The 25,759-nt window shown below is 59.9% G+C and carries 29 protein-coding genes; 14 read left to right on the plus strand and 15 right to left on the minus strand.

Translation table 11 applies throughout. The features are described from left to right. The first annotated feature begins 67 nt into the window (after window positions 1–67). From pheS to ACXAGD_RS00690, 6 genes are all read left to right on the plus strand, one after another. The gene (gene pheS, locus ACXAGD_RS00665) at window positions 68–1,141 is read left to right on the plus strand and encodes a phenylalanine--tRNA ligase subunit alpha (protein ID WP_170327268.1); all 1,074 of its coding nucleotides are present in this window, start codon (window positions 68–70) and stop codon (window positions 1,139–1,141) included. Further along, window positions 1,142–1,465 (plus strand): hypothetical protein, encoded by a 324-nt coding sequence (locus tag ACXAGD_RS00670; RefSeq protein WP_475207895.1) that lies wholly within the window; start codon window positions 1,142–1,144, stop codon window positions 1,463–1,465. A gap of 246 nt (window positions 1,466–1,711) precedes the next feature. Next, window positions 1,712–2,506: a CE1 family esterase gene (locus ACXAGD_RS00675; protein ID WP_475207896.1), complete on the plus strand. Its 795-nt coding sequence runs from the start codon at window positions 1,712–1,714 to the stop codon at window positions 2,504–2,506. A gap of 78 nt (window positions 2,507–2,584) precedes the next feature. After that, complete coding sequence (gene pheT, locus ACXAGD_RS00680; RefSeq protein ID WP_475207897.1) at window positions 2,585–4,981, plus strand: phenylalanine--tRNA ligase subunit beta; 2,397 nt, start codon at window positions 2,585–2,587, stop codon at window positions 4,979–4,981. 104 nt (window positions 4,982–5,085) lie between these two features. Next, the gene (locus ACXAGD_RS00685) at window positions 5,086–5,535 is read left to right on the plus strand and encodes a YtoQ family protein (protein ID WP_475207898.1); all 450 of its coding nucleotides are present in this window, start codon (window positions 5,086–5,088) and stop codon (window positions 5,533–5,535) included. Between the two features lie 242 nt (window positions 5,536–5,777). Continuing rightward, window positions 5,778–6,539 carry a mechanosensitive ion channel family protein gene (locus tag ACXAGD_RS00690; protein WP_475212453.1) on the plus strand — a complete coding sequence of 254 codons (762 nt, stop codon included), beginning with the start codon at window positions 5,778–5,780 and terminating at the stop codon, window positions 6,537–6,539. A 190-nt stretch (window positions 6,540–6,729) separates the two neighbouring features. On the opposite strand, the gene ald is transcribed toward ACXAGD_RS00690, so the two are convergent. Further along, on the minus strand, window positions 6,730–7,848 hold the full coding sequence (ald, locus tag ACXAGD_RS00695; RefSeq protein WP_475207899.1) for an alanine dehydrogenase: 1,119 nt from the start codon (window positions 7,846–7,848) through the stop codon (window positions 6,730–6,732). A 136-nt stretch (window positions 7,849–7,984) separates the two neighbouring features. Between ald and ACXAGD_RS00700 the strand changes: the two genes are divergently transcribed. Next, window positions 7,985–8,443: an Lrp/AsnC family transcriptional regulator gene (locus tag ACXAGD_RS00700; protein ID WP_475207900.1), complete on the plus strand. Its 459-nt coding sequence runs from the start codon at window positions 7,985–7,987 to the stop codon at window positions 8,441–8,443. Between the two features lie 3 nt (window positions 8,444–8,446). Here ACXAGD_RS00700 and ACXAGD_RS00705 read toward each other — a convergent pair whose 3' ends face one another. Continuing rightward, window positions 8,447–9,286, minus strand: a complete 840-nt coding sequence (locus tag ACXAGD_RS00705; protein ID WP_475207901.1) for a lysostaphin resistance A-like protein — start codon at window positions 9,284–9,286, stop codon at window positions 8,447–8,449. Window positions 9,287–9,569: 283 nt separating this feature from the next. On the opposite strand from ACXAGD_RS00705, the gene ppk2 reads away from it, so the two are divergent. Beyond that, complete coding sequence (gene ppk2, locus ACXAGD_RS00710; protein WP_475207902.1) at window positions 9,570–10,487, plus strand: polyphosphate kinase 2; 918 nt, start codon at window positions 9,570–9,572, stop codon at window positions 10,485–10,487. A gap of 57 nt (window positions 10,488–10,544) precedes the next feature. Here ppk2 and ACXAGD_RS00715 read toward each other — a convergent pair whose 3' ends face one another. The 3 genes from ACXAGD_RS00715 to rpsU all read right to left on the minus strand — a co-directional run bounded on the left by ACXAGD_RS00715 (window position 10,545) and on the right by rpsU (window position 13,592). Next, the gene (locus ACXAGD_RS00715) at window positions 10,545–11,699 is read right to left on the minus strand and encodes a CAP domain-containing protein (protein WP_475207903.1); all 1,155 of its coding nucleotides are present in this window, start codon (window positions 11,697–11,699) and stop codon (window positions 10,545–10,547) included. A 231-nt stretch (window positions 11,700–11,930) separates the two neighbouring features. After that, window positions 11,931–13,088 carry a CAP domain-containing protein gene (locus tag ACXAGD_RS00720; RefSeq protein WP_475207904.1) on the minus strand — a complete coding sequence of 386 codons (1,158 nt, stop codon included), beginning with the start codon at window positions 13,086–13,088 and terminating at the stop codon, window positions 11,931–11,933. A 297-nt stretch (window positions 13,089–13,385) separates the two neighbouring features. After that, window positions 13,386–13,592, minus strand: a complete 207-nt coding sequence (gene rpsU, locus ACXAGD_RS00725) for a 30S ribosomal protein S21 (protein ID WP_005614280.1) — start codon at window positions 13,590–13,592, stop codon at window positions 13,386–13,388. Between the two features lie 111 nt (window positions 13,593–13,703). Here rpsU and ACXAGD_RS00730 point away from each other — a divergent pair, with 111 nt between their 5' ends. Both ACXAGD_RS00730 and ACXAGD_RS00735 read left to right on the plus strand, forming a co-directional pair. Next, a complete protein-coding gene (locus tag ACXAGD_RS00730) occupies window positions 13,704–14,396 on the plus strand; it encodes a COQ9 family protein (RefSeq protein WP_475207905.1) in 693 nt (230 codons plus the stop codon). Window positions 14,397–14,452: 56 nt separating this feature from the next. Beyond that, the gene (locus ACXAGD_RS00735) at window positions 14,453–15,439 is read left to right on the plus strand and encodes an NAD(P)H-quinone oxidoreductase (RefSeq protein WP_475207906.1); all 987 of its coding nucleotides are present in this window, start codon (window positions 14,453–14,455) and stop codon (window positions 15,437–15,439) included. Window positions 15,440–15,473: 34 nt separating this feature from the next. Here ACXAGD_RS00735 and ACXAGD_RS00740 read toward each other — a convergent pair whose 3' ends face one another. Beyond that, the gene (locus tag ACXAGD_RS00740; RefSeq protein WP_475207907.1) at window positions 15,474–16,331 is read right to left on the minus strand and encodes a DUF2189 domain-containing protein; all 858 of its coding nucleotides are present in this window, start codon (window positions 16,329–16,331) and stop codon (window positions 15,474–15,476) included. Window positions 16,332–16,523: 192 nt separating this feature from the next. On the opposite strand from ACXAGD_RS00740, the gene ACXAGD_RS00745 reads away from it, so the two are divergent. Next, the gene (locus tag ACXAGD_RS00745) at window positions 16,524–17,507 is read left to right on the plus strand and encodes a quinone oxidoreductase family protein (protein WP_475207909.1); all 984 of its coding nucleotides are present in this window, start codon (window positions 16,524–16,526) and stop codon (window positions 17,505–17,507) included. Window positions 17,508–17,559: 52 nt separating this feature from the next. On the opposite strand, the gene ACXAGD_RS00750 is transcribed toward ACXAGD_RS00745, so the two are convergent. The 9 genes from ACXAGD_RS00750 to ACXAGD_RS00790 all read right to left on the minus strand — a co-directional run bounded on the left by ACXAGD_RS00750 (window position 17,560) and on the right by ACXAGD_RS00790 (window position 23,692). Next, window positions 17,560–18,093 (minus strand): outer membrane protein, encoded by a 534-nt coding sequence (locus tag ACXAGD_RS00750; protein WP_475207910.1) that lies wholly within the window; start codon window positions 18,091–18,093, stop codon window positions 17,560–17,562. Window positions 18,094–18,364: 271 nt separating this feature from the next. After that, the gene (locus ACXAGD_RS00755) at window positions 18,365–18,838 is read right to left on the minus strand and encodes a YHS domain-containing (seleno)protein (RefSeq protein ID WP_475207911.1); all 474 of its coding nucleotides are present in this window, start codon (window positions 18,836–18,838) and stop codon (window positions 18,365–18,367) included. A gap of 195 nt (window positions 18,839–19,033) precedes the next feature. Continuing rightward, window positions 19,034–19,303 (minus strand): hypothetical protein, encoded by a 270-nt coding sequence (locus ACXAGD_RS00760; RefSeq protein ID WP_475207912.1) that lies wholly within the window; start codon window positions 19,301–19,303, stop codon window positions 19,034–19,036. Further along, entirely contained in the window at window positions 19,300–19,905 is a 606-nt protein-coding gene (plsY, locus tag ACXAGD_RS00765; RefSeq protein WP_475207913.1) for a glycerol-3-phosphate 1-O-acyltransferase PlsY, read from the minus strand. The genes ACXAGD_RS00760 and plsY overlap by 4 nt, the downstream gene beginning before the upstream one ends. Then, window positions 19,905–21,185, minus strand: coding sequence for a dihydroorotase (gene pyrC, locus ACXAGD_RS00770; RefSeq protein ID WP_475207914.1), 1,281 nt, complete (start codon window positions 21,183–21,185; stop codon window positions 19,905–19,907). Before pyrC ends, plsY begins: the two co-directional genes overlap by 1 nt. Continuing rightward, complete coding sequence (locus ACXAGD_RS00775; RefSeq protein ID WP_475207915.1) at window positions 21,182–21,568, minus strand: hypothetical protein; 387 nt, start codon at window positions 21,566–21,568, stop codon at window positions 21,182–21,184. The genes pyrC and ACXAGD_RS00775 overlap by 4 nt, the downstream gene beginning before the upstream one ends. Further along, window positions 21,553–22,071, minus strand: coding sequence for a hypothetical protein (locus ACXAGD_RS00780; protein ID WP_475207917.1), 519 nt, complete (start codon window positions 22,069–22,071; stop codon window positions 21,553–21,555). The genes ACXAGD_RS00775 and ACXAGD_RS00780 overlap by 16 nt, the downstream gene beginning before the upstream one ends. Next, window positions 22,068–23,003 carry an aspartate carbamoyltransferase catalytic subunit gene (locus tag ACXAGD_RS00785; RefSeq protein WP_170327245.1) on the minus strand — a complete coding sequence of 312 codons (936 nt, stop codon included), beginning with the start codon at window positions 23,001–23,003 and terminating at the stop codon, window positions 22,068–22,070. The genes ACXAGD_RS00780 and ACXAGD_RS00785 overlap by 4 nt, the downstream gene beginning before the upstream one ends. 59 nt (window positions 23,004–23,062) lie before the next feature. Then, window positions 23,063–23,692: a scavenger receptor class F, member 2 gene (locus ACXAGD_RS00790; RefSeq protein WP_475207918.1), complete on the minus strand. Its 630-nt coding sequence runs from the start codon at window positions 23,690–23,692 to the stop codon at window positions 23,063–23,065. Window positions 23,693–23,777: 85 nt separating this feature from the next. Here ACXAGD_RS00790 and ACXAGD_RS00795 point away from each other — a divergent pair, with 85 nt between their 5' ends. The 3 genes from ACXAGD_RS00795 to ACXAGD_RS00805 are packed head-to-tail and all read left to right on the plus strand — an operon-like array spanning window position 23,778 to window position 25,758. Then, complete coding sequence (locus ACXAGD_RS00795) at window positions 23,778–24,542, plus strand: uracil-DNA glycosylase (RefSeq protein ID WP_475212455.1); 765 nt, start codon at window positions 23,778–23,780, stop codon at window positions 24,540–24,542. After that, window positions 24,542–25,141: a metallophosphoesterase family protein gene (locus ACXAGD_RS00800; protein ID WP_475207919.1), complete on the plus strand. Its 600-nt coding sequence runs from the start codon at window positions 24,542–24,544 to the stop codon at window positions 25,139–25,141. Before ACXAGD_RS00795 ends, ACXAGD_RS00800 begins: the two co-directional genes overlap by 1 nt. Further along, the gene (locus ACXAGD_RS00805) at window positions 25,138–25,758 is read left to right on the plus strand and encodes a LysE family translocator (RefSeq protein WP_475207921.1); all 621 of its coding nucleotides are present in this window, start codon (window positions 25,138–25,140) and stop codon (window positions 25,756–25,758) included. Before ACXAGD_RS00800 ends, ACXAGD_RS00805 begins: the two co-directional genes overlap by 4 nt. The last annotated feature ends 1 nt before the right edge of the window (window position 25,759 follow it).

The raw sequence follows: 25,759 nt of genomic DNA on the forward strand, positions 1-25,759 counted from the left end.
GCCCGGTCCCGCTTGCAATCGCGGGACTGGCCCGATAGCAGGTTGGCGACCAAATTCAGAGGGCGTCATGGACGATCTTAAGGCAAAATATCTGGGCCAAATCGCCGAGGCTGGCGACGAAAACGCGCTTGAGGCGATCCGAGTCGCCGCCGTAGGTAAAAAAGGCGAGGTCGCGCTGAAGATGCGCGAGCTGGGCAAAATGACCCCCGAAGAGCGTCAGGTCGCAGGCCCCGCGCTGAACGCCTTGAAGGATGAGATCAACTCGGCCCTGTCCGCCAAGAAATCGGCTCTGGCCGATGCCGCGCTGGATGAGCGTCTGCGCACCGAATGGCTGGACGTCACCCTGCCGACCCGCGCGCGCCGTCAGGGCTCGATCCACCCGATCAGCCAGGCGACCGAGGAACTGACTGCAATCTTTGCCGAACTGGGCTTCTCGGTGGCCGAAGGGCCGCGGATCGAAGATGACTGGTACAATTTCGACGCCCTGAACATCCCCGGCCACCACCCCGCGCGCGCCGAGATGGACACGTTCTACATGCACCGCGCCGAGGGCGACAATCGCCCGCCGCATGTCCTGCGGACCCATACTTCGCCGGTGCAGATCCGCTCGATGGAGAAACAGGGCGCGCCGATCCGCGTGATCTGTCCGGGCGGCGTCTACCGCGCCGACTATGACCAGACCCACACGCCGATGTTCCATCAGGTCGAAGGGCTGGCCATCGACAAGGACATCTCGATGGCGAATCTGAAATGGGTTTTGGAAGAGTTCGTGAAGGCGTTCTTCGAGGTCGACGATGTCGAACTGCGCTTCCGCGCCTCGCACTTCCCCTTCACCGAGCCGTCGGCCGAGGTCGATATCCGTTGTTCTTGGGACAACGGCCAGCTGAAGATCGGCGAGGGCGACGACTGGATGGAGATTCTGGGCTCGGGCATGGTCCACCCCAAGGTGATCGCCGCCGGTGGCATCGACCCCGAGGTCTATCAGGGCTTTGCCTTTGGCATCGGCATCGACCGTCTGGCAATGCTGAAATACGGCATTCCGGATTTGCGGGCGTTCTTTGACAGCGACCTGCGCTGGCTGCGGCACTATGGGTTTGCGGCGCTGGATATGCCGAACCTGCATGGTGGTTTGAGCAGGTAAGTGTATCCGCTGGGTGTATATCTGGCGCGCTACTTCGATTGGTGGAGCGATCGAATAGCGAGCGCTCCGGTTCGGTGGATTTTTGCGTTATTTATTGGTCCTGTATTGTTGTCTTTGGCACCAACCATGGTACCCGCCGTGCCGGCGTTTGGGGTCATTTTGGCGCTACTAGGCTTTGTACTTATTGTCTTTGTCTATCCTGGCCTTTTTGTAGGATTCATCCGATTGGGGATTCAGTTCAGACAAGAGCGGGAAGAACTAAAGAAGATTGTAAGAGTGCAAGGCGCAATTGATCACAAAAAGGCGCGGAGCAAAGGCCGATAGGCCGCCGCGCTATCGGTCGCTTATTGCGGCGCCATTGGTTCAAGCCCAATGGACGACACCGCCCGCACGGGCTGGCGATTTTTCTCCGGAAGCGCTCCGTTTGAATGTCACGCGGATTTGGCTAGTATGAATTGCCCACCATAACCCGAGGATCGCCACCCCGCGGTCTGGCGACAGCGCGGCTTGTTATACGCCCCCACGGGGTTGTGAGGTGACAGCGGGCGTGGGGGCGGTAGGCTCCGGCCTATGATGTACCGACTGATTTGTTTTCTGATGCTGATGGCCTCTCCGGCGTTGGCTGCGCGGGAGTGTCATGGCGATGCCGCCTGTGTGTTGGGCGACCGTTCTTATCATGTGCTGGAACCTGATGGCTGGGACGGGCAAAGCGCTCTGCCCGTGCTACTGCATTTCCATGGCTGGTCCCGGCAGGGGACGGTGGTGGTGAACCATGAACGCATCGCCGGGGCAACGAAACTGCGCGGCGTGTTGCTGGTGGCCCCGAACGGGCTGGGCAAAAGCTGGAACTTCTGGTCGGCGGATACCGGCGATGTGGCTTTTGCCGACCGGGTGCTGGAAGATGTGGCCAAACGCTATCCAATTGACCCGGATCGTATCTATGTCTCAGGCTATTCCTACGGTGGCGCGATGGCGTGGCGCTATGTCTGCCAGTCGGGCAATGACACGGCGGCGCTGCTGGCCGTTGCGGGCAGCATCCGCCAGACGGAAGTCTGCCCCGAAGCCCCGCGCGAGGTGCGCCATGTGCACGGGTTGGACGACACGGTGATGGATTTCCCTTTTGGCCCGGGTGGCGATACGACCTATCCGGTGTCGCTTTGGCGCGAGAAATACAACTGCAACGGTGCCACCCCGCGCGGGGATTGGAGCGTGAGACCCTTCCTGACGCTCAGCCGTGTGGAATGGACCGATTGTGCGCAGGGGCTGGTGGTGCTGGACACCCATCCGGGAGGCCATTTTATCCCCCATGGCTGGATCGGCTGGCAATTGGACGAGCTTTTGGGCCGCACCCCCACCTATCCTTGACGCGCAGCGCTTGCACCCCGGCGCAATCTTTGCCATTGCCTGTGCCGACTGGATATCTGCCAAAAAAGGCCCCGTGCAATGAAATTCACTCTGTCCTGGCTGAAAGACCACCTCGACACTGACGCTTCGGTTGATGAGATCGCCGAGGCGCTGACCGATCTCGGGCTTGAGGTCGAAGAGATCGTGAACCCGGCGGACCGGCTGGCGGACTTTACGCTGGGCTACGTGAAGCATGCCGAGAAACACCCTGACGCCGACAAGCTGCGTGTCTGCAAGGTGGACACAGATGAGGGCGAACTGCAGATCATCTGCGGAGCGCCGAACGCGCGTGAGGGCATCACCGTCGTGGTTTGCAAACCGGGCATGTATATCCCGGGTCTGGACCTGACCATCAGCGTCGGCAAAATCCGGGGTGTCGAAAGCTTTGGCATGATGGCGTCTGAGCGCGAGTTGGAGCTTTCCGACGAGCATGACGGAATCATCGAGCTGCCCTCGGGCGCAGTCGGAGACAAGTTCGTCGACTGGCTGGCCGAGAATGAACCGTCCAAGGTCGATCCGATGATCGAGATCGCGATCACGCCGAACCGCCCCGATGCTCTGGGCGTGGCGGGTATTGCACGCGATCTGGCGGCGCGCGGTGTGGGTACGCTGAAACAGCGTGATTATGCGCCGGTGCCGGGCGATTTCGACAGCCCGATCAAGGTGACGATTGACGAGGACACGCTGGACGGCGCGCCGCATTTCACCGGACGTCTGATCAAAGGCGTCAAAAATGGCCCCAGCCCGCAATGGCTGCAGGACCAGTTGAAGGCAATTGGTCTGCGTCCGATCTCGGCTTTGGTGGATATCACCAACTACATGACCTACGACCAGAACCGCCCGCTGCACGTGTTTGATGCAGACAAGGTGCAGGGCAACCTGCGCGTGCACCGCGCGAAAGGTGGCGAGACGCTGGTGGCGCTGGATGAGAAAGAATACACCCTGCAGCCCGGCATGATGGTGATCTCGGACGACAAAGGCCCGGAATCCATCGCCGGTATCATGGGCGGCGAAGAAACCGGCTGTACCGAGGACACGGTGAATGTCTTCCTTGAAAGCGCGTTTTGGGACCATGTGCAGATCGCGCTGACCGGTCGTGCGCTCAAGATCAACTCGGACGCGCGCTATCGGTTCGAACGGGGTATCGACCCCGAATACACGCTGGAAGGGCTGGAGCAGGCGACCCAGATGATCCTGGATATCTGCGGTGGTGAAGTGTCGAAAGTGGTCGAGGCGGGCAAAGCCCCGGATCACTCGCGCGCCTACAAGCTGGATGCCGAGCGTGTTCAGTCTCTGGTCGGGATGGATATTCCCGAAAGCGAGCAACGCCAGACCCTGACTCGTCTGGGCTTCCGGCTGGAAGGTGAGATGGCCCACGTGCCCAGCTGGCGCCCGGATGTCATGGGTGAGGCCGATCTGGTCGAAGAGGTCGCGCGGATCGCGTCCCTGACCAAGCTGCAAGGCAAGCCACTGCCGCGTATCACTGACGGTATACCGAAACCGGTGATGACGCCGACGCAGCGTCGTCAATCTATGGCGCGGCGCACCTGCGCAGCGCTGAGGTATAACGAATGTGTCTCATATACGTTCATCGATCAGGCCTCGGCAGCGCTGTTCGGTGGCGGGGACGCGGCGACTCAGCTGGAAAACCCGATCTCGTCAGAGATGAGCCATATGCGCCCCGATCTGCTGCCCGGCCTGCTGCAGGCGGCTGCACGTAACCAAGCGCGCGGCTATGCAGATGTGGCACTGTTCGAGGTTGGCCCGGTCTTCCATGACGGAGAGCCCGGCGATCAGAAAACACAGATCACCGGTCTTCTGGTTGGCCGCAACGGTCCCAAGGATGTGCACGGCGCGTCGCGCGCGGTTGACGTGTTCGATGCCAAGGCCGACGCCGAGGCAGTGCTGGCCGCCATCGGCGCGCCGGCCAAGGTTCAGATTCTGCGCGACGGCGATGCCTGGTGGCACCCGGGTCGTCACGGCAAGATCTGCCTTGGCCCAAAGAAGGTGCTGGGCGTGTTCGGTGAACTGCACCCGCGTATTCTGCAGGCGATGGACATCAAAGGTCCGGCGATGGCATTTACCATCTGGCCGGACGAGGTGCCTCTACCCCGTAAGTCAGGCGCCACCCGCGCCGCGCTGGAACTGCGTGATCTGCAAGCGGTCGAGCGTGACTTTGCCTTTGTCGTGGACGAGGGCGTTGAGGCGCTGACGCTGGTCAACGCCGCAGCAGGAGCCGACAAAGCACTGATCGAAGATGTGCGCGTCTTTGACGAATTCATTGGCGGCAGCCTGGGTGAGGGTAAGAAATCTTTGGCCATCACCGTGCGCCTGCAGCCAACAGACACGACGCTGAAGGAAAAAGACATCGAAGCGGTGGCTGAGAAGATCATCGCCAAGGTCACTAAGGCGACCGGCGGCGTTCTGCGCGGCTAAAGTTTGATTTCCGGAAACAGATCAACGCGCCTTCGGGCGCGTTTTTCGTTGGGCTTTTCCGCACGACGTCATAAGTAGGCTTGGGAACAAAAGCGGAGATTGTCATGGGCCTGAACGTTTACCTGTCTGGCGAAATTCACACTGACTGGCGCGAGCAGATCATCGATGGCGCGCAAGGGCTGGATATCACCTTCAACAGCCCGGTCACCGATCACGCTGCTAGCGATGATTGCGGCGTAGCCATTCTGGGCACCGAGCCGAACAAGTATTGGCACGACCACAAGGGCGCGATGGTCAACGCGATCCGTACTCGCAAAGGTATCGCGGATGCCGATGTGGTCGTCGTCCGGTTTGGCGAGAAGTACAAACAGTGGAACGCGGCCTTCGATGCAGGTTATGCGGCGGCGCTGGGCAAATCTCTGATCGTGCTGCACGGCCCAGATCACCAGCACGCGCTGAAAGAGGTCGACGCCGCGGCGCTTGCGGTGGCGGAAGAACCCTCGCAGGTGGTTGAGGTTCTGCGTTACGTGCTGACCGGGAAACTGCCGGGCTGAGAGGCGTAAAACACAGTCTTTGGTCGGCCAGTTCGGCCAGAAACAGTCTCGTTGATCTGGCCCTTCGGAAGGTGTCCTTCGCCCATAACGGGGAAAACCGTGGAAACTGGCACCTAGACCCAAACGCTATTTTCGCTAAGACTTCGGAAAATCCCGCGCGAAAGACGCGGGTTTCTTGTTGTGGAAAGGAGAGACGCGTGGATGAGGTCGTAACACAGGTGAATGCGTATGCACCGCTGATCATGAATGCGGTCAAGGCACTGATCGTTCTGATCCTGGGGTGGATCGTAGCCGGAGCAATTGGCGGGATGGTGCGCCGTCGGATCAACGCGACCCCACAGATCGATCCGACGCTGGGCAATTTTGTAGCCAGCTTGGTCAAATGGGTCATCCTTGCGATGGTTCTGGTCGCCGTCCTGGGAATTTTCGGGATCGAAGCCACCAGTATCGTCGCCATTCTGGGTGCTGCATCGCTGGCCATTGGTCTGGCGCTGCAGGGCACACTCAGCGATCTGGCGGCCGGTGTCATGCTGGTCGTTTTCCGTCCCTACAAGCTGGGCCAATATGTAGATATTGGCGGTACGGCTGGCACGGTGAAGGATTTGAACCTGTTCACCACAGAACTGGTGACGCCGGATAACGTGCAAATCATCGTGCCCAACGGTCAAAGCTGGGGATCAATCATCACCAACTACTCGGCACATGATACACGCCGCGTCGATCTGGTGTTCGGCATCGATTATGGCGACAACGCGGATGAGGCGATGCAGATCATTCTGGACGTTGCCAAGGCGGATGAGCGGATTCACAGCGACCCAGAGCCCTGGGTACGGGTGACCAATCTGGGCGACAGCTCAGTCGATCTGACCGCGCGCCTGTGGTGTGCTGCGGCGGATTACTGGGACGTGAAGTTCGAGATTACCAAAGCGGTTAAAGAGGCGTTCGACGCCAAAGGTGTGTCGATCCCGTATCCGCATTCGGTGGAGATCCACAAAGAGGCGTAAGCCTCCCGCCCGTCGATCGGGCATTGAAACGCCATCCTCCAGTTGGGCTAGGCGCCGCGCGAATTGCGCGGCGCCACTTTGTTTGTGGGAATGGTTGCACTTCACGCCACTACGCCGCTCTGCAGGTGCGGCGCCCGGCTCAACGCTGCAAACGCTCTCGTCAGAGGGCGCTTTCAGCGGCGGAAGTGCCTCAGGACTTGATCACCACGTTGGGGGACACGACATCGATCCCCAAGGCCTTGCCGACGGCATAGTAGGTCAGTTGCCCTGCGTGGACGTTCAGTCCGGCCAGCAGATGCTCGTCATCCAGACACGCTTGCTTCCAGCCCTTATCGGCCAGGGACAACATGAACGGCATCGTCGCGTTGCCCAATGCGATGGTGGATGTACGTGCGACAGCGCCCGGCATGTTGGCCACGCAATAGTGCATGACGCCATCGACCTCATAGATCGGATCGGCGTGGGTGGTGGCTTTGGAGGTTTCAAAGCAGCCGCCCTGATCGATGGCTACATCCACCAGAACTGCCCCGGGTTTCATGGTCGACAATTGATCGCGGCTGATCAGCTTGGGTGCTGCGGCACCAGGGATCAGCACCGCACCGATGACCATATCCGCATCCTGAATCAGTTCGGCGGTCGCACCAGCGGTCGAGTACTGGTTCTTGAACTGGCGACCGAACACATCGTCCAGATAGCGCAGGCGTGGCAGCGACCGGTCGAGCACGGTGACATCCGCGCCCATGCCCGCCGCAACCTGAGCCGCATGGGTGCCGACAACACCGCCACCGATCACGACCACCTTGGCCGGGCCAACACCGGGAACACCGCCCATCAGAACGCCACGACCACCATTGGCCTTTTGCAGAGTCCAAGATCCGACCTGAGGTGCCAGACGACCTGCGACTTCGGACATCGGGGCCAGCAGGGGCAGGCCGCCGCTTGAGTCGGTTACGGTCTCGTATGCGATAGCTGTGCAACCCGATTCCAGCAGGTCATGGGTCTGATCCGGGTCCGGTGCCAGATGCAGATAGGTAAACAGCAACTGGCCTTCGCGTAGCATCTTGCGTTCAACCGCCTGCGGTTCCTTGACTTTGACGATCATGTCGGCGGTGGCGAATACCTCTTCGGCGGTATCAATGATGCGAGCGCCAGCGGCGATATAGGCATCGTTGTCAAAGCCAGCACCAATCCCGGCACCGGTTTCGATCAGAACCTCGTGGCCACGCGCGACGGCCTCTTGCGCGGCGTTGGGCGTCATGCCGACGCGGAATTCCTGGGGTTTGATTTCCTTGGGGCAACCGATCTTCATTTTGCTCCTCCATTCATAAACTGCTTAAATAATGGGCATTTTTGAGCGCAATTTCTGTGAAACTCTGCCCGCTATTGGGGTTTTGTTCAGGAGATTATCCGGTATCTTAGCTAAAACTTGCAATGGATTTGCGTCGATGAGCCTGGATACGACCGATAAAAAGATTTTGGCTGCCCTTCAGCGGGACGGTCGTATGTCGAATGCCGAATTGTCCGAGCAGGTGAATCTGTCGCCGTCAGCCTGCCACCGTCGGGTACAGCGACTGGAAGCGGATGGCTTTATTCGCAACTACGTGGCACTACTGGATGCGCGCAAGATGAATGTGCCAACAACGGTCTTCGTCGAGATCACTTTGCAAGGGCAGGCCGAAGAGCTTTTGGATGCGTTCGAAAAAGCCGTGGCCCGTATTCCTGACGTGTTGGAGTGCCATTTGATGGCGGGCACTGCGGATTACATCCTGAAGGTCGTTGCCGAAAACACCGAGGATTTTGCCCGCATTCACCGCCAGTATCTGTCACGCCTGCCTGGTGTGGCGCAGATGCAAAGCTCATTCGCGTTGCGAACGGTGTTCAAGACCACCGCACTGCCGGTGTGACGTTCACACTGGACCTGGATAGGTGAACAGGGCCAGATGCAGGGCGTTGAAACTGAAATGCATCAGAACCGGGACCCAAAGCCGCCCAGTGGCATAGTAACCCAACCCGCAGGCTGCCCCTAGGAGTGATGCAAACACCACCAGCGCCGGACCTCCGCCCGCATGGACCAGGCCGAATAACAGGCTGCTGGCTGCGATCCCAACGATCGCCCCGAACTTTGAGGTGAATGCCGACTGCAGGTAGCCGCGGAAAAAAGCCTCTTCCGTCAGGCAGGTCAAAAACAGGTTCGATAAGGCGAAAACCACCCACCAATAGGGCAGGCCGATCTCGGGTCGGACCGTGCCTGTGGCAAGTCCCAAAATGAATAACCCGGGTAGCAGAAGCAGGCCGGCCAGCAGCGGTGCAGTATTGGTCGGCTTTGCGTTTTGGATCATGCCGGGCCACACCAGTAGGACGGCAAACAATACCAGCGGCTTGTCCAGATTCAGATACATGGTGAAGGAGGTGCTGTCTGATCCGGCCTGCAACTGATCCAGAACCAGCAGGTTGTGAAACCCGGGAACCAGATGCGCCCCAAGCGCAAGGCACCACACAATGAACGCGAGATGCCCCGCCAGCGCCATCGGCCCGGACAGGTGTCGCAGTCCTGCGGCCCCCAGCAACCCAAGGCCTGCAATCCCAACCGCCAGCGGTGTGACCAGCCCAAGCGCCAGTGTGATGCAGCCAAGCATGGCCAGAAGGGTCAGGCCCAGCCTCTGCCAGCCTGACGCGACGCTCGTTTGCGCGGCAATCAGGATGAACCAGGGCCAAATAACGGGCAGAAGGGACAGAAAATGCGCCACGGTGGTCTCATGCTTTGACGGGCCATTTTTGCCGTTGGATTGTGGCCCGTGGCAAGGGTGGAAACGGCAGCTTTACACCAACCCGTTGGCAATGCGTCAATTCTGACGCTTGTATCCTAACGCTTGCGCGTTCAAATAGGGGAAGGCCGAACGCCCGCCTGCGTTGCATGTATCAGCGTCCGCAGCGCATAATTGGCGAGGGTTTCATCAATTTCTCTGATGACATCAGGCGGTTACACGCGCCCTGTACGGTCCGGACCCGATAGACGATAAGGATGTAACCTTGGCTTACGAAAACAATGATGCCCCCAAAGACTGGCTGGAAGCCGAGTTGGAAGACACGCTGGACGAAGATTTCGAGATTGAGTTCAGCGAGCCCATGCTCTCGATGGAAGTCCGTAAGATCTACAAAGATCAGCACCCGGACATGCTGGATCGCAAAGTCTATTTCCGAAACCTGCTGCGATTGCAGGCTGAGCTGATCAGAGTTCAGGATTGGGTGCAACATACTGGTGCCAAGGTGTGCATCCTGTTCGAAGGTCGCGACAGTGCGGGCAAAGGGGGTGTGATCAAACGCATCACCCAGCGCCTGAACCCACGTGTGGCCCGCGTGGTTGCGCTGCCTGCGCCCAGCCGTCGTGAACAAAGCCAGTGGTATTTCCAGCGCTACGTTCCACACCTGCCTGCGGCGGGTGAAATCGTTCTGTTCGACCGCTCGTGGTACAACCGCGCCGGGGTCGAGCGGGTCATGGGCTTTGCCAGCGACGATCAGGTTGAACAATTCTTTCAGGACGTTCCCGAATTCGAACGGATGCTGGTGCGGTCCGGGATCATTCTGCTGAAGTACTGGTTCTCGATCACTGACGAGGAGCAGCAGTTGCGATTCCTCATGCGTATCCACGACCCGATGAAACAGTGGAAACTGTCGCCGATGGATCTGGAGTCCCGCATCCGCTGGGAGGCCTATACCAAGGCCAAGGAAGACATGCTGTTCCGAACCAACATCCCCGAAGCGCCGTGGTACATTGTCGAAGGCAATGACAAGAAACGCGAACGCCTGAACTGTATCGAACATCTGTTGACCAAGATCCCCTATACGGATGTGCCACAGGAAAAGGTCAACCTGCCGGACAGGCGCTATAACCCGGAATACGAACGCCGGATTCTGCCGGATGAGTTGCACGTGCCTAAGATTTACTGATCACAAAAAAACGCCCCCGAAAACCGGGGGCGTTCTCACATATCGCTGTTCAAAAAATCAGAACAGGAAGTATTCCTGCGCCAAGTCTGACACCTGCGTATTCGCAAGGATAAGGCTGTTGCCGTTGCCGTCGTCGATTACAACATCGCTGCCGGATTGCGAGACGTGATTGTTCATCAGGTCGTTGTAATTCGTGATTGAGGTCGGTCCGCGGAGGTCGATATAGTCTTCGCTGGTGAAGTCCAATACTGTGTCCGTCCCGGTGGTGAAGACGAACAGGTCTGAACCGGACCCGCCGGTCAGGTTGTCGTTATCGCGGCCGCCAAACAGAATGTCATTTCCAGCGCCGCCAAAGAGGTCATCCTCACCACGTTCGCCCCTCAGGACGTCGTTGCCGTTGCCCGATTGGATCCGGTCGTCCTCGGTGCCACCCAACATTATGTCATTGCCGTTGCCACCATGCAGCCTGTCGTTGCCCCGGCTGCCCTGGATAAAGTCGTTTCCGTCACCACCTCTGAGCAAGTCAGTTCCCTGACCGCCGATCAGGACGTCATTGCCGCCATATCCGATCACCGTGTCATTGCCCGTACCGCCGTGAAGGAAGTCGCCGCCGTTTGCACCGGTAAGCGTGTCGTTGCCGCCGCGCCCTTCCAGCGCGCCGGCCTGGTCGAGGTTCAGGGCGAACCAGTCGTCCCCGTCATCGCCGACAGTGCCAGCATTCACATAATCAGGTCCCGGCTCTACAGGCGCGGGTGCAGGGGCAGGCGCAGGTGCGGGGCTACCGTTGTCCAATACAACCGGTGCGGATGTCGCGGCAAAGTTCTGGGTAACAATCACGGCATCCCAACCGTTGAAGTTACCTTCCTCGACGCCCAGCCCGATATACCGGAAGTCGGGGTTGAGGATATTTGCTCGGTGGCCGGGGCTGTTCATCAGACTTTGGTGAAGCTGCACGACATCGTCACTGGCGCCGTTCGGTCCACGTTCAGACTGCCAGGCGATGTTCTCACCTGATGCCCAACTGCCCGAAAAATTGAAACCCGCATCTCTCATCCGTTGGGTTGCGCTGGAGTTGCCCTGACCCGTGTGGCTGAACGTGTTTGTTTGCAGCATCCATTCGCTGTGATCTTCAGCCGAGTCATTCAGCCGTTGTTCAAGCTGCAGAGGCTGAAGTCCGCGGCTTGTCCGTTCCTGGTTTATCAACGCAAGCATTTGCCGTTCTAGATTGCTAGCGATTGCCATAATTCTGCCTCCAGTGGATCGCGTTATTTTGGCGGGACATTAATGGCGAGACTTTGGCAGGATAAGGTCACAAACCGGACACTTCTGCCTGCTGAGCAATTTGTTACCGCCGGTTCTGTCCCATTTGTGCGGAATCTCGCGCAGATTAACCTGCACGTAAAGTTGAGGCGCCCGAAGGCGCCCCACCACTCGGTATCAAGTTTAGACGAAGTCCATCATGCAGCCGTCATCGACGGAGAACATGTTCCACAAATCGTTCTGCAGATTCGCGCCCATTTCCGGTGACGTTTCGGGTTCGGGTGGCAGCTCGTTCCCCATGCCCCAGCTCAGCATGAAGTCATCCGTTTCAGACATAGTTTGGTTCGTTTGATTTGTGTTCCAGTCGAACTGTTCAAGCTGCGCCAACTGAGAGTTAACGAACGCTTCGATTTCGGCAAAGAAGCTCTCGATGTCAAAGCAACCATTGCTGGGTTGTTCGACGTCGGGCGTTTCCGCGACAGGTGTCGGAGCAGGTACTTCGGCATCCGGAGTTGCTGGGTTATCGGTCACTGGTGTTTCCGCAACGGGCGTCGGGGCTGGCGTTTCCGGTTCCGGTGTCGCGGGTGTGTCTGTCACTGGCGTTTCCGCGACGGGCGTTGGAGCAGGCGCTTCCGGTTCCGGCGTTGCGGGGGTGTCGGGCACCGGTGTTTCAGCGACGGGCGTTGGTGCAGGGGATTCCGGTTCCGGCGTTGCAGGGGTGTCGGTATCCGGAGTTTCTGCGACAGGTGTCGGTGCAGGCGTTTCCGGAGTTGTCGGAGCAGGGGTCTCAGTGTCCGGTGTTTCCGCTACAGGGGTTTCAGGTGCAGGTGCCGGCGGTGTTGGTGCAGGAGTAGTGGGGGCAGGTGGAGTGGTGTTCCCACCGGAATCCAACATCACCTCAGCGTCTGTTGTCGCAAAGTTCTGCGTCACCATAACGGCGTCGTAACCCTGCATATCGCCGGTTTCGATGCCAATGCCGATATACCGGAAATCCGGGTTCAGGATGTTTGCGCGGTGTCCCGGGCTGTTCATCAGGCTTTGGTGAAGCTGCTGAACATCATCGCTGATACCGGGGGCGCCCCGTTCCGATTGCCAGGCGATGTTTTCCCCGGTGCGCCAGTTGCCGGACAGGTCGAAACCAGCTGCCTGCATACGTTGGGTCGCGGTTGAGCCGCCCGATCCGGTATGGCTGAATGTGTCCGCGTTCAGCATCCAGGCGCTGTGATCCTCGGATGAATCGTTCAGACGGGTTTCCAGTTGTAGCGGTTCCAATCCGCGGGATGTGCGCTCTTGGTTGATCAGCGCCAGCATTTGTTGCTCGAAAGTACTTGCAGTCGACATGGTAGCCTCCGGTTTGAGTGGTCGTCTGTTTCGACGGGGCCAGTTACAAGCGGCACCAAACGGACGGACAGAGGAGGCAGTGATTCAGGCGAAATCCGGCAGGGGCGTGCTGCCTGTTAGAGATTCGCTGCGCTGCAACATGCCGGGCAAAATGTTGCTGGGTCAAATCTGGCAGCTTGTCGCTTAACGCGGTACCGATTCGGCGAAATACAACCGGTGTCTGAAACGACAAACCCCCGGGCGGGGCCTCGGGGGTCGTCAAATAGTGTCATCCAAAGCTGGACGAGCGTCAGGTGCTTAGAGCAGACCTTCGCGCTGGGCTTTCTTGCGTGCCAGTTTACGGGCACGGCGGATCGCTTCAGCTTTCTCGCGCGCTTTTTTCTCGGACGGTTTCTCGAAATGTTGCTTCAGCTTCATTTCACGGAACACGCCTTCGCGCTGCAGCTTTTTCTTCAGGGCACGAAGCGCCTGATCGACGTTATTGTCGCGAACACTAACCTGCATGTGGTTGTCACCACCTTTCTAGATAGAGTTGCAAGGAAATTGCAGGAGTTGGCCGTATAGCAAAGCCGGTCTATCTTGTCTAGTACTGGCCCCGAGAACCGGAGAACCGCCATGACTGTCACCTATGAAGATGCAAAACAACAGCTTTTGGATGCCATTCTGATCCATGTGCCGTTTGATGGCTGGTCCGAGGCCAGCTTTCGCGCCGCGATCACCGATTGCGATCTGGATGACGGTCTGGCGCGTGCAATCTGCCCTAGGGGGGCGGTCGATCTGGCACTGGCGTTTCATGCGCGGGGCGATGCGGCCATGGTGGAGCGCCTGAAATCTACTGACCTGAGTGAGATGAAATTCCGCGACCGCGTGGCGGCCGGTGTCCGGTTCCGGCTTGAGGCCGTACCGGACAAGGAACTGGTGCGTCGGGGTATGACGCTGTTTTCCCTTCCGACACATGCGGCGGACGGGGCCAAGGCCCTTTGGCAGACCTGTGATCTGATCTGGGATACGCTGGGCGATACCTCGGACGATGTGAACTGGTACACCAAACGCGCGACGCTGTCGGGGGTGTATTCCTCGACCCTTTTGTTCTGGCTGGGGGATGATTCGCCCGATCACGAGAAAACATGGGCGTTTCTGGACCGTCGTATCGACAACGTCATGCAGTTCGAAAAGCTCAAAGCACAGGTGAATAGCAACCCGCTGTTTAAGCCGTTCCTTGCGGTGCCGAACTGGTTCGCCAGTCAGGTGAAGCCGCCGATGAAAATGCGTGCCGATCTGCCCGGGATGCTAAACCCCCGCAAGTAAGCGTCTGGGCCTTCCTGATTTTGCCTGCTAGGCATTGGGCAAAGGAGGATTTGCCCATGACCCAGACGATGCGCGCCGTAGAAATCTCGCAGCCCGGCGGCCCGGATGTTCTGCAACAGACCGAACGCCCGGTGCCCGAGCCGCAAAACGGCCAGGTGGTCCTTAAAGTTGCGTATGCAGGGGTGAATCGCCCCGATGCGTTGCAGCGGGCTGGGGCATACGACCCGCCTCCGGGCGCCAGCGATCTTCCGGGACTTGAGGCCTCGGGCGAAGTGATCGCCGTGGGCACAGGGGTCGAAGGGCTTTCGGTTGGTGATCAGGTTTGCGCGTTGCTGCCCGGTGGTGGATATGCCGAATACGTCGCTACCCCTGCCGCGCATTGTTTGCCGGTCCCCAAGGGCATGAGCATGAAAGAGGCTGCGTGCCTGCCCGAAACCTTTTTTACCGTTTGGTCCAACGTCTTCATGCGCGGTGGGCTGAAAGCTGGTGAGCGGTTTTTGGTCCATGGCGGGTCCAGCGGTATTGGCACCACGGCGATCCAACTGGCTAATGCGTTTGGCGCCCGGGTCTTTGCCACTGCCGGATCAGATGAGAAATGCGAGGCTTGCGTCAAACTGGGTGCCGAGCGGGCGATCAATTATCGCGATGAGGATTTCGTCGGTGCCATGCGGGCGGAAGGCGGCGCGAACCTGATCCTTGACATGGTGGGCGGGGATTACATCCCCCGCAACGTCAAAACGCTGGCCGAGGATGGTCGTCTGGTGCAGATTGCCTTTCTGCAGGGCCCGAAGGTTGAACTGAACTTCGCGTTGATGATGGTCAAACGCCTGACCCTTACCGGCAGCACTCTGCGGCCGCAAAGCGATCTGGCCAAGGCGAAGATCGCTCAGGAACTGCGCGAAGCGGTCTGGCCATTGTTGGAGGCCGGGAAGGTTGCCCCCGTCATGGACAGCGAATTCGATCTGGCCGAGGCCTCAGCGGCGCATGCACGGATGGAAAGCTCGGGCCATATCGGCAAGATCGTTCTGAAAGTCGCGGGGTAACAGGGCTGCGCGGGCCTGTCCCGCGCACCACCCGTCAGGCCACTGCGCGGCGATACAGATGCCATGTGGCGTGGCCCAGAACCGGCATCACCACAATCAACCCCAGCATCATCGGGATCGCGCCAAGGACCAACAGGGCAGCAACTATGAACCCCCATGCCAGAATCACGCCGGGATTGTGCCGCAGCACCCGGACCGAGGTTACAACAGCCACCGGCAGCCCCACCTTGCGATCCAGCAGCAGCGGAAAGCTGACCACGCTGATCGCCAGTGCAACAAGGGCAAACAGGAACCCGACCGCGTTTCCAAAGATGATCATCGTCCAGCCCGCTCCGGTGGTGAAAACCTGTGCCATAAACGCTCCCAGCGATGTGGGCAGGTCAGGGCCGAGCGTGTGGACATAGATGCTCTGTGCGACCATCAACCAGATCAGCAACCACATGACGAGATAAAAGCCCAGCATTAGGATTGCGCCGAAGGATGGCGACTGGAACACCCCGAAGGCGTCCAGCCAGTGCACCTCGCCCCCCTGTTCGCGCTTGCGGCTTATTTCATACAAGCCCACGGCGGCAATCGGGCCAATAAGGGCGAACCCCAGAATCAGCGGTGCCAGTAGCGGCACCATGTTGCGGTTCAGGCCTAACCCGAACATCAGTAATCCTGCGATGGGGTAAATCAGCACGATGAATATGGCATCGGCCCGTGTTTCCAGAAAATCGTTATAGCCTGCCCGCAAACAGGCGCGCAGATCCTGCATTGTCAAAGTCTGGACCTTTGGCAAATGCCGTGTATCTGCGCTGCCGATACGGTTAACGCTTTCTGCAATATGATCGCTAGTCGCCCCGATATGCTGGGCGGTCCAGCTGATCGGATTTCCAATCGTCTTGGCCATCGTCATCCCCTCCCTATGCGTAGCTGCGCAGCAGGGTGGATCCGGCATCGGTTGCCCGTGGCCGGACCAGCCGGCAACGCCTGATCCCCAGTATAGCACATTTTTTCGCGTTGTGGTTGCGTGGCGCAGAATCGTGCCGATTGCCCTTATTTTCAGGCGTGTTAGCTTGGGTTGAAGTAACAGGAGGTCAGAATGCAGCAAACGGCAAGAACCGTCGTCATTCACGAACACGGCGGCCCCGAAGTTCTGAAGATTGAAGACCGCCTCGTGGGTGATCCCGGCCCCGGAGAGGTGCGCATCCGCCATCACGCTTGCGGGCTGAATTTCATAGACGTTTATCAACGCACAGGGCTGTACCCGATGGAGCTGCCGCACGCTTTGGGCATGGAGGCCGCCGGGGTGATTGAGGCCGTCGGCGAAGGTGTGACCCATCTGGTACCCGGCCAGCGCGCCGCCTATGCCGCTGCGCCCTCGGGCGCTTATGCCGATGCGCGAGTGATGCCTGCAGCGCAGGTCTGCCCTTTGCCTGACGGGATTTCCTTTGATGCGGCGGCAGCGATGATGCTCAAGGGGATGACGGTCGAATACCTGTTTCACCGCACCACGCCGCTGAAACGTGGCGATACCGTGCTGTTTCACGCGGCGGCCGGGGGGGTGGGTTTGATCGCCTGCCAATGGGCCAAGTCCGAGGGGATCACCTTGATCGGCACCGCCGGGACAGATGAAAAATGCAGCCTGGCGCAGTTCAACGGAGCCGCCCATTGCATCAACTACCGCAAAGAGAATTTTGCCGACCGCGTAGCCGAGATCACCGGTGGCAAGGGCGTGGATGTGGTGATGGACTCGATCGGGGCGGATACGTTCAACGGTTCGTTGGACAGCCTGAAGCCTTTGGGAATGATGATCTCATTCGGCAATGCGTCGGGACCTGTGCCGTTGATGGATATCGGAGTGTTGGCAAAGAAGGGTTCGCTCAAGGTGACGCGGCCAACTCTGTTTACCCATATTTCCGACCACACAGTCTGTCAGGCGATGGCCCGGCGCCTGTTCGGCAAGGTCGAGGGTGGAGAAGTAAAAATCCACATCGATCAGCGTTTCCCGCTGGATCAGGTGGCTGACGCCCACCGTGCACTTGAAGCGCGCCAGACCACAGGCAGTACGGTTCTGGAACCCTGAAATGCAAAACCCGGCCCACGCGGGCCGGGTGCAAGAATGACCTGTCGTCCGATCAGAACCGATAAGCCGCGCGGACCTGCACGGTAGTCGCGTCTACGTCGATGCCGGTGCGGTCGAAATTGTCGAACTCGTGATACAGGATTTCGCCGCCGACGCTGATGTTAGGGGCAACGATCTGTTCATAGCCAGCCCCGATGAACCAACCATCTTCGCTGCCCAGATTGTCTGTTCCGGCTTCGGCAAACCCGCCGATACCGTACAGCAATCCGGTGGATGTCACCTTGTAGCCGGCGCGTGCCTTGATGCGCCAGACGTCCTCAACCTCGACGCCCGAGGTCACTTCGATACCGGTCCAATCATAGTCGAACCCAAGGCCGACGACCCAATCGCTCAGGTCGTAATCGTAGCCAAGGATAATACCACCGATCACACCGTCGCCTTCCACGCCCGACACATTCGTGTCGATATCGGCATAGCCCAACTGCAAACCGCCATAAAAGCCGGTCCAGTTGCCCGAGGATTGCGCCGCTGCCGCGCTTGCGGAGAAAGCCGCGATCACTGAGGCGAGAAGAAACTTACCTTTCATGTTGTGTCCTTTCGTCGGAAATGGCCTGCAGCAAACCCGCGCTGCCTTTTTGTTTGTAATGATCACTACGCTCCGGTTTCACGACCGGATCACAGTTTGTTCAAACATTCCGACCCAACAAGCTACGCCACGATTGGATCTTTGTGGCGTAACCGGCCCGTTGAAACCGGGCACGTCCTTTCCATTAAATGTAGGTCTGTAAAAAGCCTGTTTCAAATGACAATCGGCGGCAGAGTGATCCGCCGCCGATCTGGGTAATTCCGTCAGCAGTTTATTGCTGCAGTTCTGCCGGAGTTTTGTCGGCAATGGTTTCCCAGTTGGTGCTGGCCTGGTCGATAAAGCCTGGGATGTCGCCTTCCCAGCGTTCCTGAATGTCCTGCGACAGGTTCAGGTACAGCTTGTTGTCAACGATTTTCCAGTAGTTCGGGTCGCCGTCGAATTTGAAGCCCATCGCGGCACCAAAGGCGCAGTAACCACCGTATGCCGGCAGGTAGGCTTCGGGGTTCTCTTCGAACGCGGCTTTGTTTTCTTCATTGGCAAAGCGGTACAGTGCATCGTTGTGCAGCGTGGTGATGCGGTAATCACCCTTGGTCGGCTCGCCATCGGTGAAGTAGGCAACCGGGTCGTAACCCTGCAGCGCCAGACCGGTCGAGCTTGCGTTCAGTTCAACGCCAGCGGCGAGGGCCGAGCTTGCAATTGCAACGGACAGCGCAACGCCGCCAATGATGGATTTGATCTTGTTCATTGTTTTCACCTTTCGTGAAATAGGCGGTCCGGCGGCGCTGAAATTACGCCAGGACGCCCCTTGGGATTTTTGTCCGTGCGACCGATAATTGGCCGTCACGCAAACGAAGTGGGCAATCGCGTCATCACGTTCAAAACAATCAATCGTGAATGTGCGAGGGTGAAGGGGCGCTGTTCAAATTCGCGCATTTCCGCCTCAGGCGTCGGGTTTGAATGCAGCCACGAAGGTGATGACCTTTTCGGCGGGCATCTCGCACGGACGCAGCAGCGCGCCGCTGCTGTCAGTCAGATAGAGGTTCAGACTGACATAGTCGCCGCCACCCAGTTCGTGCGCGATCAGTTTGTGCGATTTGCCACCGGCCAGCTCCGACCGGCTAACGATATACCGCCTGCCCGCGCTCTGCCCGGTGGACGAGCCGAGGGGGATGGCGAAAAATGCAGACAGAAACGCGTCGGGGGCGATCAAGACTGGCCGATTTTGGGTTCGGTCCCGGCCCTGATCCGCGCCAGGTTTGCGCTGTGGCGCCAATAGATCAGCAGGGTAAGGATGATGCCCAGGAAAAAGGTCGACCCATCCGTCAGCAGCAACACCCAGAGAGTCGATGTTGCCGCAGCGACCAGTGCGCCCAGCGAGGAAATCCGCCAGATTGCAGCAGCGACCAGCCAGCTCAGACAGCAAGCCACGCCCACGCGCCAGTCCAGCGCCAGCCATAGGCCCAGAAAGGTGGCCACGCCTTTGCCGCCCTTGAACCCCAACCAAACCGGGAAACAATGGCCCAGAAACGCGGTCAGGGCGGCGATCTGGGCGGCGTCCTCTCCGGCCAGTGCGCGGGCCAGCAATACGGCGACCGCCCCCTTGGCGGCATCAAAAACCAGCGTCAGCGCGGCGGCGGCCTTGTTGCCTGTGCGCAAGACATTGGTCGCCCCGATATTGCCCGATCCGATATTGCGCAGATTGCCCAGCCCCATGACCTTGGCAATGATCATGCCGAACGGGATCGACCCCATCAGATACCCAATCGCGGCCCAGAGGATAAGCTGGGTCATCGTGCTGTCGAGTAGGGGCATCAGGATCTCCGGTAAACTTCTTGGCCTGCTACATAAGTTGCGGTGACCTTACCCTGCATCCGCTGGCCGTCAAACGGGGTGTTCTGCGATTTCGATTTTAATGAAAACCGGTCAAGCACAAAGGGCACATCCGGGTCGAACAGCACCAGATCTGCGGGCGCGCCCTCGGCCAGACGGCCTGCGTCCAGCCCCAGCCGTTTTGCAGGGTTCAGCGCCATGGCGCGGAACAGGGTGGGCAAGTCCAGCTGGTCCGAGTGATACAGCCGCAGCGCCGCAGGCAGCAGCGTTTCCAGCGCCACCGCGCCCGAGGCCGCCTCTTCAAACGGCAGGCGTTTGCTTTCCTCGTCCTGCGGCGTGTGCATCGAGCTGATGATGTCGATCAGCCCGGACCGTACTGCGTCGATCACCGCCTGCCGGTCGTCTTCGGACCGCAGCGGCGGTTTGACCTTGAAGAAGGTGCGATAGTCGGCCACGTCCAGCTCGTTCAACGTCAGGTGGTGGATCGAGGTTCCGGCGGTGATGTCCAGCCCGTTGCGCTTGGCGCGCTCCAGCGCGGGCAAGGCGCGGGCGGTGGTGATCTGGTCGGCGTGGTACGCGGCGCCAGTCATTTCCAGCAGGGCGATATCGCGGTCCAGTCCCATCCGTTCGGCCATAGGTGACACCGCAGGCAGGCCGCGCAGGGCGGCAAACTTGCCGCTGGTGGCCGCTGCCCCGTTGCTGAGGCCGGGCTCTTGCGGGTGCGCGATGACCAGTGCGCCGCAGGATCGAGCGTATGTCAGAGCGCGGGAAAACACTTTGGTGTTGGCGATGACGTGGTCGCAATCGGTGAAGGCGACGGCCCCGGCATCCTGTAGAAAGCCGATCTCGGTCATCTCGCGCCCTTCGCGGTTCTTGGTCAGTGCGGCCATGGGCAGCACGTTTACTGGCGCATCCGCCTGTGCGCGCCGGGTGGCGAATTCCAGCGTTTCCGGTGTGTCGACGGCAGGCATCGTGTCGGGGCGGGTGACGATGGTGGTCACCCCGCCAGCGGCGGCGGCCAGACCGGCGGACTTGTAGCTTTCTTTGTGGCGCTCGCCCGGCTCACAAACCTTAACGCCAATATCGACGATACCGGGGGCCAGACAGTGACCGTTGCAGTCGATGACTTGTGCGTCCAGTGTTGGAGCGTCGCCTTCACCGCGCGCGGTAATCCGGCCTTCGGCCACCTGCAGCCAGCCGAGGCTGTCCGTCCCGGCCTCGGGATCGATCAGGCGGGCGTTGGTAAAGATCAGGTTGCTCATGCCATCGCCCTTTCGATTGCGGCTTTGGTGGCGGCCGGGTCGGCCTGGTATTTGATCAGGTGCTTGTCGCCGCCCTTTGTGACGATCTGGACAAAGCTGCCCATGATGTTAACGGCTTGGATTTGGTTCAGTGCCACCTTGCGCGGGCCGGGGCCGGTGAGGGTGGTGTCGGTCATCTCCCACGAGGTGACCAGTTCCTCTGAGGCCAGATACCACGCGCGAATGCCTATGGCGGCAAGGCCAGCCGGCGCGCCGGTCCAGGGATAGGGGTTGCCGATCAGCCAGAGGATGATCATCGCGGCGGCCATCGCAAAGGCGGCCAGCCATGCGTTGGTGCGGATATAGGCACTTTTGTCGGGGGCGAAGGTTACAGGATCAGCCACAGGGCACCTCCGATTGCCAAGAGGATCACCACCGCCAGCAGAGCCGACCCGATGCGGCGAGGCCTTTCATCCTGCGGCGCGGTTTGTGGCGCCGAAAACGGCTTGGCGCTTTCGGTTTCAATCGGACCGCCGGTCCAGTTGGTGGCCTCTTCTGTATAAAGACCGGCCAGATGCAGCCTCGGGTCCGGCTTCAGCGTCGCTGCATGGTCGCCAAAGGCTGCGCTGCGGACGACCATGACCCAGCCTTCGATGGCGTCCAGCGTGGCTCGATCCAGTTGATCGGCGGAAACGCCACAGCCCTCGTTCAGATAGCCATAAAGCCCAAGATCTTCGAGGTCCGAGACCGGAAAGACGTCGATCTGATCCGTATCCAGCCCCGCAACTCCCAAGACCTGATCGGCCGCGCCCGGTTCGCGCAGGAACTTCGCCTCTTCTGGGCGCATGTCCAGCGTGAACAGGCGGATCACGCCGCGTTCATGGGGGGCGACAGTCAGATCACTCATGCGGCATCTCGCAGGTTGCGGGCCAGCAGCTCCATCGCGGCCATGCGGACGGCCACGCCCATTTCGACCTGTTCCTGAATGACCGATCGGTTGATGTCGTCGGCCAGCGTGCCATCAATCTCGACGCCGCGATTCATCGGGCCGGGATGCATGACGATGGCGTCGGGCTTCGCCAGCGCCAGCTTTGCTGCATCCAGCCCATAGCGGTGATAGTATTCGCGTTCCGAGGGGATAAAGCCGCCATCCATCCGCTCTTTCTGAAGGCGCAGCATCATGACGACGTCTACGTCTTTCAGCCCTTCGTTCATGTCGTCATAGATCTCTGCGCCGAAGTCGGCGAATTGGCCCGGCACCAGCGTCGGCGGGCCAATCAGGCGAATGCGGTTTTCCATCTTACCCAGCAGGATCAGGTTCGACCGGGCCACGCGGGAATGCGCGACGTCACCGCAAATGGCGATGTTCAGTCGATGCAGGCGGCCCTTGGCGCGGCGAATGGTCAGAGCGTCCAACAGCGCCTGCGTCGGGTGTTCGTGCCGCCCGTCACCTGCGTTCAGCACGGCGCAGTTCACTTTTTGCGCCAGCAGATCGACCGCGCCGGAATGCGGGTGCCGTACTACTAGCAGATCAGGGTGCATCGCGTTCAGCGTCATCGCCGTGTCGATCAGGGTCTCTCCCTTTTTGATCGAGCTGGCCTGCATCGCCATGTTCATCACATCCGCGCCCAGACGCTTGCCTGCCAGTTCGAAGCTGGCTTGTGTGCGGGTCGAGTTTTCAAAGAACATGTTGATCTGCGTCAGCCCCGACAGCACGTCTGAATGCTTGGTCGACTGGCGATTCATGTCGACATATTTCTCGGCCAGATCAAGGATGGCGGTAATATCGGACTGCGACAGATGCTCGATGCCAAGAAGGTGACGATGGGCGAAACGCATGGGCGGGCTCCTGTCTGACAATCGAGCCGCTTATAGAAAGCCCCGCGCGTGAGGGCAACCTAAGGATCAGATCCTTCGGGCAGTTTCTCGCATCCGCCTTCGGGCAAACACTGTTCACCGGGTTTGCACCACTTGCCATAGCCGCAATCGACGGCCTTGACCGGAACGCAGCCCTGATGCTCGGAACACTTGAAGCCGGGCCGGCATTGCGAGTCGGTTTCCTCGCACAAAAACCAGCCGGGGCGTGTACATCCGCCACCCGGCAGACAGGATGTGCCCGCCGCGCAGGATTGGCCGTCATCGCATAGGCTGGGCAGCCCTTCGATGGCGGTGTTCGGGTCAAAATCGGGTGAGGTGCGTTCGCATTCGCCGCGCGCGTTGCAGAATGTCCCGCCCGGACAATCAAGCCGCGAGGTGCATTTGTTGGCCCCTGCAGGGGCGCAGCGGGTGCCCCCGGCCACGCAGCGTTCGAACGGTCCGCAGGTGCGCCCGCCGCCGCAATAGGTGCCGCCAAGCGGTATGCAATGGCCATCAAAGCTGCATCTTTGGCCGCCGGAACAGCAGCGGGTGCCGCATTGGAACTGGCCGGGGCGGCACTGGCCGTTGCGGTCGAAAAGCTGCGCAAAGGAGGGGCCGCTGAGCGGGATCAGCAGCAGGGAAATCAAAAGGAATCGCACAAGAACCAACATGAATGCCGCAATGGTCGGTGCGACGGACCGCCCGATCAAGGCCTATTCGCTTTCCCTCGATCAAAAGCTGGTTAGATTGAGGGGTATGGAATCGGCTTTGGACTATCATACTGCGCGGGCACTGCTGGACTGGCAGATCGAACTGGGCGCAACGGAAGCAATCGGCGATGCGCCGGTTGACCGGTACGCGCTGCCCGACACCGCGCCCAAGGCTAAGAAACCCGCAGCTGTTCAGGCCGCGCCTGAAAAGCCGAAAAAGGTAGACCCCGTCGCGGTGGCAAAAGCCGCCGCCCAAAGGGCCGGATCGTTGGACCAATTGCGGGCGGCGATGGACGGGTTCGACCACTGCGAGCTGAAACGCGGTGCCCGGCAGCTGGTGTTTGCAGACGGCACGCCAGGCGCGCGGGTGATGATCATTGGTGAGGCTCCGGGCCGCGAGGAGGACCGCGAGGGCAAACCATTCGTAGGCCGTGCCGGGCAATTGCTGGATCGGATGCTGGCGGCGATTGATCTGGATCGCGGCGAAAATGCCTACATCACTAATGTTCTGCCATGGCGGCCGCCGCAGAATCGCGACCCCAAACCCGAAGAGATAGGGATGATGAAGCCGTTCCTTGAACGCCATGTGGCGCTGGCCAAGCCCGAGGTTCTGGTGATCATGGGCAATATCAGCTGTCAGGCGGTACTGGGCAAACGCGGCATCACCCGGCTGCGCGGGCAATGGGATCAGGCGCTGAACCTGCCGGTCATCCCGATGTTCCACCCGGCCTACCTGCTGCGCCAACCGCAGATGAAGCGCCACGCCTGGGCCGATTTGCTTGAACTCAAGGCGAAGCTGGAGGGCAAGTGATGCGCGTCCTGGCCTTTTCCGACCTGCATATGGCTCGCAACCGCGCGGCCGAGGTCGTGGCTGCCAGCGCCGAGGCTGATTTGGTGATCGGTGCCGGAGATTTCTGCAACATGCGGCAGGGGCTGGAAGAGGCGATGGCGATGCTGTCCGGCATCACGGCGCCCTTCGTCATGGTGCCCGGCAATGCGGAAAGCGCTCAGGAACTGGTTGATGCCGTGCCCGAAGGTGGCCATGTACTGCACGGCACCGGCATGACCCTGGACGGGTTGCGCCTGTTTGGGCTCGGGTATGGCGTGCCGGTTACACCCTTTGGCGACTGGTCTTGCGACCTGACCGAAGCCGAGGCCGCCGAGTTGCTGGACCGTTGTGACGGCGCCGACATTCTGATCGCGCATTCTCCGCCCAAGGGCTATGGCGATGTTACGTCGATGGGCGACGCCGTCGGTTCGGTCGCCGTGCGCGACGCGGTGGAACGGTTGCAGCCGCAATATGCGCTGTGCGGCCATATCCATGACAGCTGGGGCTATCGCGGCACACTCGGCCGCACGCATATCGCCAATCTTGGCCCCACGGCAAACTGGTTTGAGGTCACCGAATGATAGAAACGGTCACTCTGCTGGCGTTCATCCCGGCAGCCCTGGCGCTGAATTTCACCCCCGGCGCCGATATGATGTTCTGTTTTGGTCAGGGTCTGCGGTCCGGAGCCAAACCGGCAATCGCCGCAAGTGCCGGGATTTCGGTCGGAGCGATGGTTCACGTGCTGGTGGCCGGGCTTGGCCTGGGGGCTGCTGTGGCGACGATGCCTTGGTTGTTTGACGTGATCCGCTGGATGGGCGTGGCCTACCTGATGTATCTGGCATGGGGTGCCATACGGTATGGGGCCGTGTCTGCCGATGCGCCCGCGAAACCCACAGTCCATGCGTTTCGCGACGGGATGGTGGTGAACCTTACCAATCCCAAGGTGATCCTGTTTGTGCTGGCTTTCATCCCGCAATTCGTGAACCCCGCCACAGGTCCGATCCTGCTTCAATTCCTGATCTTCGGTGCGATCATTGCACTGGGCGGGTTTGTCGTGAACGGGTTGGTGGGTATTTTTGCTGGTGGCGCGGGCAAGGTCCTGATCTCGAACCCGCGCGCCTCTCGTATCATGGGCTGGGTGACCGGGGGGATTTTCACCGCCCTTGCCGTCCGGCTTGCCATCATGGAAAGGGCCTGAC

The sequence above is a fragment of the Ruegeria sp. ABF4_144 genome (assembly GCF_056160045.1).

Bases quoted from the DNA above. Each gene is read 5' to 3' on its own strand.
- ACXAGD_RS00735 (WP_475207906.1), top strand. From the start codon at position 14,453: ATGACCCAGACGATGCGCGCCGTAGAAATCTCGCAGCCCGGCGGCCCG.
- ACXAGD_RS00780 (WP_475207917.1), bottom strand. From the start codon at position 22,071: ATGAGTGATCTGACTGTCGCCCCCCATGAACGCGGCGTGATCCGCCTG.
- ACXAGD_RS00685 (WP_475207898.1), top strand. From the start codon at position 5,086: ATGGGCCTGAACGTTTACCTGTCTGGCGAAATTCACACTGACTGGCGC.
- ACXAGD_RS00785 (WP_170327245.1), bottom strand. From the start codon at position 23,003: ATGCGTTTCGCCCATCGTCACCTTCTTGGCATCGAGCATCTGTCGCAG.
- pyrC (WP_475207914.1), bottom strand. From the start codon at position 21,185: ATGAGCAACCTGATCTTTACCAACGCCCGCCTGATCGATCCCGAGGCC.
- ACXAGD_RS00740 (WP_475207907.1), bottom strand. From the start codon at position 16,331: ATGGCCAAGACGATTGGAAATCCGATCAGCTGGACCGCCCAGCATATC.
- ACXAGD_RS00720 (WP_475207904.1), bottom strand. From the start codon at position 13,088: ATGTCGACTGCAAGTACTTTCGAGCAACAAATGCTGGCGCTGATCAAC.
- ACXAGD_RS00800 (WP_475207919.1), top strand. From the start codon at position 24,542: ATGCGCGTCCTGGCCTTTTCCGACCTGCATATGGCTCGCAACCGCGCG.
- plsY (WP_475207913.1), bottom strand. From the start codon at position 19,905: ATGCCCCTACTCGACAGCACGATGACCCAGCTTATCCTCTGGGCCGCG.
- ACXAGD_RS00790 (WP_475207918.1), bottom strand. From the start codon at position 23,692: ATGTTGGTTCTTGTGCGATTCCTTTTGATTTCCCTGCTGCTGATCCCG.
- ACXAGD_RS00730 (WP_475207905.1), top strand. From the start codon at position 13,704: ATGACTGTCACCTATGAAGATGCAAAACAACAGCTTTTGGATGCCATT.
- ACXAGD_RS00805 (WP_475207921.1), top strand. From the start codon at position 25,138: ATGATAGAAACGGTCACTCTGCTGGCGTTCATCCCGGCAGCCCTGGCG.
- ACXAGD_RS00690 (WP_475212453.1), top strand. From the start codon at position 5,778: ATGAATGCGGTCAAGGCACTGATCGTTCTGATCCTGGGGTGGATCGTA.
- ACXAGD_RS00700 (WP_475207900.1), top strand. From the start codon at position 7,985: ATGAGCCTGGATACGACCGATAAAAAGATTTTGGCTGCCCTTCAGCGG.
- pheT (WP_475207897.1), top strand. From the start codon at position 2,585: ATGAAATTCACTCTGTCCTGGCTGAAAGACCACCTCGACACTGACGCT.
- pheS (WP_170327268.1), top strand. From the start codon at position 68: ATGGACGATCTTAAGGCAAAATATCTGGGCCAAATCGCCGAGGCTGGC.
- ACXAGD_RS00750 (WP_475207910.1), bottom strand. From the start codon at position 18,093: ATGAAAGGTAAGTTTCTTCTCGCCTCAGTGATCGCGGCTTTCTCCGCA.
- ald (WP_475207899.1), bottom strand. From the start codon at position 7,848: ATGAAGATCGGTTGCCCCAAGGAAATCAAACCCCAGGAATTCCGCGTC.
- ACXAGD_RS00745 (WP_475207909.1), top strand. From the start codon at position 16,524: ATGCAGCAAACGGCAAGAACCGTCGTCATTCACGAACACGGCGGCCCC.
- ACXAGD_RS00755 (WP_475207911.1), bottom strand. From the start codon at position 18,838: ATGAACAAGATCAAATCCATCATTGGCGGCGTTGCGCTGTCCGTTGCA.
- ACXAGD_RS00675 (WP_475207896.1), top strand. From the start codon at position 1,712: ATGATGTACCGACTGATTTGTTTTCTGATGCTGATGGCCTCTCCGGCG.
- ACXAGD_RS00715 (WP_475207903.1), bottom strand. From the start codon at position 11,699: ATGCTTGCGTTGATAAACCAGGAACGGACAAGCCGCGGACTTCAGCCT.
- rpsU (WP_005614280.1), bottom strand. From the start codon at position 13,592: ATGCAGGTTAGTGTTCGCGACAATAACGTCGATCAGGCGCTTCGTGCC.
- ACXAGD_RS00795 (WP_475212455.1), top strand. From the start codon at position 23,778: ATGGAATCGGCTTTGGACTATCATACTGCGCGGGCACTGCTGGACTGG.